The 7823-nt window shown below is 33.3% G+C and carries 4 protein-coding genes; all 4 read right to left on the bottom strand.

Translation table 11 applies throughout. From position 1 onward, the window contains the following. The coding region (locus ACNQGG_RS17035; protein WP_417966020.1) for an HYR-like domain-containing protein at positions 1–2138 on the bottom strand (2138 nt) is incomplete at its 3' end. Positions 2139–3385: 1247 nt separating this feature from the next. Further along, positions 3386–5326 carry an OmpA family protein gene (locus tag ACNQGG_RS17030; RefSeq protein ID WP_417966018.1) on the bottom strand — a complete coding sequence of 647 codons (1941 nt, stop codon included), beginning with the start codon at positions 5324–5326 and terminating at the stop codon, positions 3386–3388. A gap of 11 nt (positions 5327–5337) precedes the next feature. After that, the gene (locus tag ACNQGG_RS17025; RefSeq protein WP_417966016.1) at positions 5338–6246 is read right to left on the bottom strand and encodes a PorP/SprF family type IX secretion system membrane protein; all 909 of its coding nucleotides are present in this window, start codon (positions 6244–6246) and stop codon (positions 5338–5340) included. 154 nt (positions 6247–6400) lie between these two features. Further along, on the bottom strand, positions 6401–7823 hold a 1423-nt coding region (locus tag ACNQGG_RS17020; protein WP_417966014.1), incomplete at its 5' end, for a gliding motility-associated C-terminal domain-containing protein.

The following is a 7823-nucleotide window of genomic DNA, read 5'->3' as shown; positions in this document are numbered from 1 at the left end:
GTGGTTACATCACTCACTAAATTTTTAGTTGGAGTTACTGTGCAGTTATCAGTAGCTGAAGGTGTTTCTGCTAATGCAGATGCTATTCCCGCAGTATTGTTGCATTGTAAGTTATGATTTAATGAACCAGTAGAAGTGCTTACTACCGGAACCGTATTATCGATTACCGTAATTGTTTGCACAAAATTGGCACTGGTGTTTCCGCAACCATCGCTAAAGTTCCAAGTACGTACTCTCACATAAGCATTGGTACAATTCGCATCGGCGGTGGATACATCACTCACTAAATTTTTAGTTGGACTTGCTGTACAATTATCAGTTGCTGAAGGTGTTTCCGCTAATGCAGAGGCTATTCCCGCAGTATTGTTGCATTGCAAGGTATGATTTAGCGAACCAGTTAAAGTACTTACTACCGGAACCGTATTATCGATAACCGTAATTGTTTGCACAAAGTTTACACTGGTGTTACCGCAACCATCGCTGAAGTTCCAGGTACGGACTCTCACATAGGCATTGGAACAATTCGCATCGGCTGTAGTTACATCACTCACTAAATTTTTAGTTGGACTTGCTGTACAGTTATCTGTAGCTGAAGGTGCTTCAGCTAATGCAGAGGCTATTCCTGCAGTATTGTTGCATTGAAGTGTATGATCCAACGTAGCCGCTGAAGTACTGATTATCGGTAATGTATCATCTACAACAGTAACTGTTTTTGTACAGGTCGAAATACACCCATTTGCATCAGTAATTGTAGATGATAATATAAATGTTGCATTACAAACAGAGCCCGCAGTTATTGAAACACTTTGAGAATTAGTACTTCCGTCTATTGATCCGTTACCAGAAATACTCCATGAGTATGTAGCGCTGACAGGAGCTGAATAAATATTTGAAGAGGAGGAAGGGCATATTGGGCCATCTGAACCGGTAATAGAACAAGTAAGCGGTTGATTAACGGCTATAGTTACATCATCAGAAACCGTACATTGGGATCCTGAGCCAACTATTGGCCCAGTTACTACTGTAAGTCGAAATGTTGCTGTACTTCCAGTTATACTTACATTTGAATTTAGATTTGTAGGGTCAGCAATAGTTGCGGATCCACTTACGACAGACCAAGTTTTAGATATAACGGTGTAACCGTCACTAGGAACTGCTGATCCCTGAAGCATGTATGAAGACCCTGCACAAACAGTATCGTCATCTCCCGCATCAGAACTTCCAAGAGTGAGGTTGTCAATAGGAAGTGGATTAAAGAAGTCTTTAATTGCTGCTGCAGAGGATGTTGAAGTTTTAGATTTAACAAAAATGGTTTTTATTTTAAGACTTGTACATGGGTCAATTGCCCCTAATACTTCTGTCAAATTTACAGCAGATTCAATAAATGTATTTTGAAGATAGTTATTAACTCCAAATGCTTGAAAAGGTACCGGAACAGTAGTAGTATTTCCGGCTGCAAATACGCTGTTAGCAGGTAAAGAAGAGAAATAGGTTTTATATTCCCATACACTTCCATTAAGTTCCCATCTTTGAATATCAAATTTGGCAACACCACTTTCAAAATATACTGTCAATAAAAAATCACCTTCAGTTCTTCCCCCAGTTGATGCAGGAGCTGTAGTTGCAAAACCACTAGTAGTTTTTGTCATAGCAGTTTGAAGAAATTCAAAATCAACATAAGCATTACCGCTATTACTTAAACGATCGGCAGCAAAAATAACCCATACATTTCCATTACTATCAGTTGTTAGATGAATTAGAGCATTGTTCATATCAGTTTTATCGTTGGCAGTACCTGTCACTGAAGACCAATTGTTTGGATTGTCGCCTACTTTGTCTCCACCACCAAAAATGTTATCTGATGAGGTATTATATAGATCAAAGAGATGATAAGTAGTTCCTGTATTTAAAGGAGTTCCTGAATTTGTTAGTACAAAACCACCTAAACCTGTTCCGTCCACCCAATCTCCTGCGGCAGAATTTGCAATAAGCGTTCCATCAACATTAAATCCTCCACTTGGGGAATTAACGGGAGCAATACCTGGACCAATTTGTGCAAGTGTTATAAATGGAAAACTTAAAAAGCTTAATAAAAGAAATGTAAATAGTCTTGTCGAGTTAGTAAAAGTTGATTTCATATTGATTTGTTTTAAATCGTTAGAAAATGAAATAATTGTAAGTAGTAAAATCCATTTTGAAAGCAGTCGTACGATTTGATGTCCGAATAATTCTTGGTGAATATTCTGAATTAATAAGACTGGTAGTAATATTTATTGGAAATACCCTTAAATAGTTAATTATTGAATTAAAATAAATAACTTTTAGTGATTGAAAATCTAGTATATTCAAATGAATATTAATTTCAAATTGATAATATAGATTACCACCGAACATATAGAAAGCGGTTAAGTGAGAAGTAGTTTTTGTATACATAGAATCAAATTTTAATGTTTATAAAATTGATTTGTGGTATTGTTCTTTTGCTTAATTATAATTTATAGAATATTTAATTTTATCAAATATTATAGAAGGGGCGGTTTTTGTTGAAAATTAAAGCGATGAGAATTGCCTAATTTTTATTGAAGTGGTAGATTTTCTTTTCATAATATTTAACTGAATTAAAAATAAAATGATTGTGACATATCAAACATTGATTTTTGTATTTTATACTGTAATCGTTTGAGTATTTTTGTGAATTTAAATTATTAAAAAAGATTATTTTTTTTGATAATTTAAATGAAGTTTAATTTGTTAATTTTTTAATTAAGATTTTCTGAATCAATCGTAAATTTAACTTTCAAAAGTAAAGTCTTAAAAATTTAGAAGCTTCCAAATTTTTTCAGGGACGAAAGATTTCTTTTTGGGATTAAAAAACCTTTTCCTCGTAAGATTAATCAGCTGTTTTTAAATTGTTTAACAGCTATTTTTTTATACAATCAAATTTACAAAGAATTAGTAATATTGATTTTTTTTTTCTACCACTAACCTAAATACTCGTTGAAATGTAATTTTTTAAGAAAAAATTAATTTTTGAATTTAAAAGTTTAACTTTTTTTTAGTTCTGAAATAAGTTATATACTAATAATTTTAATATTTTATTATAAAAAATATTAAGAGAAAAAGAGACTAAATATGAATTATCAAAAATGTACTGAAAATTATATAAAAAAAGAAAATAATTTTAATATGAATTTTTTGTAATAAAAAAATAGAAAGTAAATTGAAAAATACATGCTTGTTTATGTGAGATTTTAAATTTATTTTTAAAGTTTAGATTTCGTTAAATGGTTTGTTTTTAAAACAATAAGCCTCGAAAGTTAACTTTCGAGGCTTATTGTTTATTATGATTTATTTAAAATAGTTAGCTCTTTTTATACCAAATGTTTTATAGGGCTGTAATTATAAATTCGCTACGTCTGTTGAGTTGATGCTCATCCTCTGTACATTTTACACCGTCGGCACAATTGTTTACTAGTTGTGTTTCTCCATACCCTTTACCTGTCAATCTACTTGAATCAATCCCATTTTTGATCAACCAATTTATTGTAGATTTAGCTCTTCTATCAGATAATGCTTCATTGTATTTAAAGGTTTGTCTACTATCAGTATGAGAACGAATATCAAGTTTCATAGTTGGATTTTGATTCAAGACATCTAATATTTTTTCTAAATCCAAAGCGGCTTCTGTTCTAATGTTAGATTTGTCTAAGTCAAAGTAAATCATTTTTATTCCAAAACATTTACCCAAATCATCACCAACGGTTACTTTACATTTTGATTTTTCCAATGCGATTGGTAAGTATGTTTTTCCATTTGTTGAAGCAATTGTGATTTTTTGCTCTTTAGTGGTGTATTCTGGTTTTTCAGCTCTTACATTATAGGTTTTTCCACATTCTACAGTAAAAGAATAATTGCCTTTATCATCAGAAGTAGTAGTGCTCACTAAATTAAATTGGCTGTCGTATAAAGTTATTTTAGTATTAGGTAGTAATTCTTTGGTGGTTATATCTGTTATTTCACCATATAAAAGTTGTTCACAAATGAGTCTTTTCGTTTCCAAAAATTTATAAATATCGTCATAACCTTGTCCACCATCTCTATTGGAACTAAAAAATCCTCTTCTTGATTTTGTATCAATTAAATAAGCAAAATCATCTTTAGGCGAATTAACATCAGCTCCTACATTTTGAACTTCACTAAATGTTGTGTCTTCATTTATTTTGGACATAAAAACATCTAATCCTCCAAGACCCGGATGCCCGTCTGAAGCAAAATAAAGTTCATTTTCATCATTTACAAATGGAAAGGTTTCTTTTCCTTCAGTATTGATTGTATTTCCTAAGTTTTGCGGCGTGCCAAAACTGCCATCATCATTTATTTTTACCTTGAATAAATCAGACTGACCAATTGTCCCTGGCATATCTGAAGCAAAATATAATGTCTTTCCATCAGGGCTTAAAGCTGGATGCGCTGTACTGTAATTGTCACTGTCAAAAGGTAGTTCAGTTACATTTGCCCATTTATCATTTTCTAAACTAGCTTTGTATATTTTTATTAAAGTGATTCTATCTCCATCCTTTCCTTTTTTGCCATCAAGATAATTGTTTCGGGTAAAGTACATGGTTTTCCCATCATTTGTAAAAGTAGGAGTAGATTCATGAAACTTCGAATTTATGTTTTTATCAAACTTTTTAACAGCGCTTGGAGTCATGTTATCACCTAAATCAGCACTGTATAAATTTGTAAAATATTGATTGGTCCATTTGTGTTTTCTCTGTCCTAAACTTCCAGTGTCTCTAGCTGAAGCAAATACGATTTTATTCATATATACAGCAGTTCCATAATCAGAATATTTTGAATTGATACCTGCATCTTCCACTTGATATCTACCAGAATTAGCTTTTATTGCTTCTAAATAATTGGTGTTTTTTTTGAAAAGTTTTCCTCTAATATCATTTCCTGATTTTTGATTGAATAGTTCCATCATCTCATTGGCTTTATCATTTTGATCAATGGATCTCAAAGACTGTGCATAACGATAGTAATATTCCGGTTCTAAATTGGTGGTGTCCATGGCAAATAATTCACCATACCATTTGGCAGCTTTGTCCAGCTCTGCGTTGAAGTAATAGGCATTCCCCAATTTTTTAAACATGTCTGCAGATTTATAACCTTTTTCAGCAATTCTTTCATAGGTTTTTATAGCGTCTACATAAGCATAGTTATCATACTTTTTATCAGCTGCAGTAACTCTTGCTTTTTGGGAATAAATGTTAAATGAAAAAACACTTACTATTGTTATGTAAAGGAGTATAATATTTTTCATGATAATTGTTTTTAGAAGAATCTAGGGGTTGTGATTTTGTTATTGTTTTTGAATAATTCATAGCGTAGGAAAATTTCATGCGATCCGGAATTATAGTTGTCTAAATTAGTCGTTTCATGATCATATCCATATCCTACATACAAACCTTCAGAAACCTGAAATCCAACCATAGCACTTAAAGCAGCGCTCCATCTATAGGCAAGTCCTACGACAAATTTATCATTGAACATAAAATTTCCAGATATATCCGTTTGAAGTGGAGCACCTTTTACCATTTTGGTTAGAATAGCGGGTTTGAATTTAATATAATTATTCAAATCAAATACATAACCTGCAATCAAGTAATAATTAATTTGTTCTTTAAAAATAGCTACTTCATTATCATCATACCGATTGGTTTCTATAAAGTTAGGAACTGAAAGGCCGACGTATGCTTTATCTGAATGCCAATAGATACCTGCACCAATGTTTGGGGAGAATTTATTATTATAATCATGTAAGCTTGGGTCATCATCCGCAGGATTTAATCGGGTTACATCCAAATCAAAAAGATTTGCAGTTGCTTTAACGCCAAATGAAAGTTTAAAAGTGTCTGAAGTTGGAACTGTGTAAGATAAATCAGCTGAGATAGTATTCTCATGTGTAGGACCAATTTTATCGTTTATAATAGATACCCCTAATCCTAAATTATTTGAGTTAAGTGGTGTATTAATAGATATGGCATTAGTAACAGGAGCTCCTTCGAGTCCTACCCATTGTGTACGATGTAAAGCGAATATACTTAAAGCGCCTCTAGATCCTGCATAAGCGGGGTTAATATTGATTGTGTTGTACATGTATTGAGTAAATTGTGCATCTTGTTGTGCAAAACTTACAATGGCTGTAAACATCAAAACGAAAGAAAATAATTTTGTTTTCATAGTAGATATTTATTTTTTTAATTATCTATGGAGTTCATTTAAAAGAATCCTGCAGGTAATTGATTTGATCAGGGTTTATCGTTTGAGAAAAAGGGCTATTGCTATTAACTTTATTAAACCTGAGGACTGTTTGTCCTCAGGCAATCAATTTTAATTATTTAGTAAGGTATAAATACCCGTCTTTTTTATTTGTTATAATATTTCCTATACCATCTACAGAGGCATAATTTAAGATATAGAAATAGGTTCCGGTTGGTAAACCAGACGATTGGCTGATAGTTGTTCTGCCTTCAGAGATACCTTTGAACACTTTGCTGGTATTATTATAACCACTAGTTTCATAAACCAATACACCCCAACGGTTGTAAATTTCAACCGTATTGTCTGGATAGCAATTTGTATCATCAATGTTGTCAATTATAAAGTTTTCATTTATTCCATCTCCATTAGGAGAGAAGGCATTATGAACTAGCACCGTTCCACAAGGCAATACAATACCTCCACAACCAGTAGTAACTGTCATAGTAATTTTTATAGTTCTTGGACAAGTTCCATCATTAGTTTTATATTCAAAAATATAATCACCAACAGCAAGGCTAGAAGCATTAATTACATTTCCTTGTAAGGCACCTGAATTATTCACATCAGTCCAGGTTCCGTTTGTAAGAGTATCAACAGGCAATAGATCGTTTAGATTAGCAGTTGTAATTTCTCCATCGTTACAAATTGAACTAACTAATGCTACAATACTATTAGTAACGTTAACATTAATGATTTGTGTAAATTCTGATGTGTTTGTACAAGAATCAGCGACAGACCATTTTCTCACTATTGAGTATGAATTAGCTGTATTGTTAATGATGTTTTCAGTAAACACTGCTGGGGAAACGCTAGAACAATTATCTATAAATACAAGTTCAGGTTTGGCAGGAATTGTAGCACAACTAACATTGATAGTTGGACTAAATACAGTACTTGTTGTAGGACCAGTTGTATCTTGAATAGTCAATGTTTGCTTGTGTGTAGTTGTAAGTCCACAATTGTTTTTTGCAGTCCATACACGAGTTAAAGTATAAGTACCTGCACAAGTTCCAGTAACAGAAGTTTCTGTGAAAGTTACTGTAACAATGCTGCAGCTATCTGTAGCAGTTAAAGTAGCGGCTGCAGGAACGGCAGAACATTGAACTGTTACATTTCCTGGCAAAGTTTCCACAAATATCGGAGCCGTTGTGTCTATGGTTCTGATTAAGTTTTGTGTCACATTGATTGCGTTTCCACAAGCATCGGTCACGCTGTATGTTCTGATTGTAGTTTCGGTACAACCCACAACCGCAGGAGCGCTGTCGCCGACAAAAGCAACCACCGGAGTGGAACAGGCGTCAGCTTCATTGGTCACCACAGTGATATCCGCAGCTGGGAAAGTTCCGTTGCAGCCGTTAAGGGTAATGGCTGCAGGATTAGAAGCAGTCGGAGCCGTTGTGTCTATGGTTCTAATTAAGTTTTGTGTCACATTGATTGCGTTTCCACAAGCATCGGTCACGCTGTATGTTCTGATTGTAGTCTCGGTACAACCCACA

The sequence above is a fragment of the Flavobacterium esculini genome (assembly GCF_048284325.1).
Classification (GTDB): domain Bacteria; phylum Bacteroidota; class Bacteroidia; order Flavobacteriales; family Flavobacteriaceae; genus Flavobacterium.
This window is presented reverse-complemented; position numbering and strand designations above follow the sequence as displayed.

Excerpts from the sequence above, each read along its gene's own strand:
- ACNQGG_RS17030 (WP_417966018.1), bottom strand. The coding sequence starts at position 5,326 with ATGAAAAATATTATACTCCTTTACATAACAATAGTAAGTGTTTTTTCA.
- ACNQGG_RS17025 (WP_417966016.1), bottom strand. The coding sequence starts at position 6,246 with ATGAAAACAAAATTATTTTCTTTCGTTTTGATGTTTACAGCCATTGTA.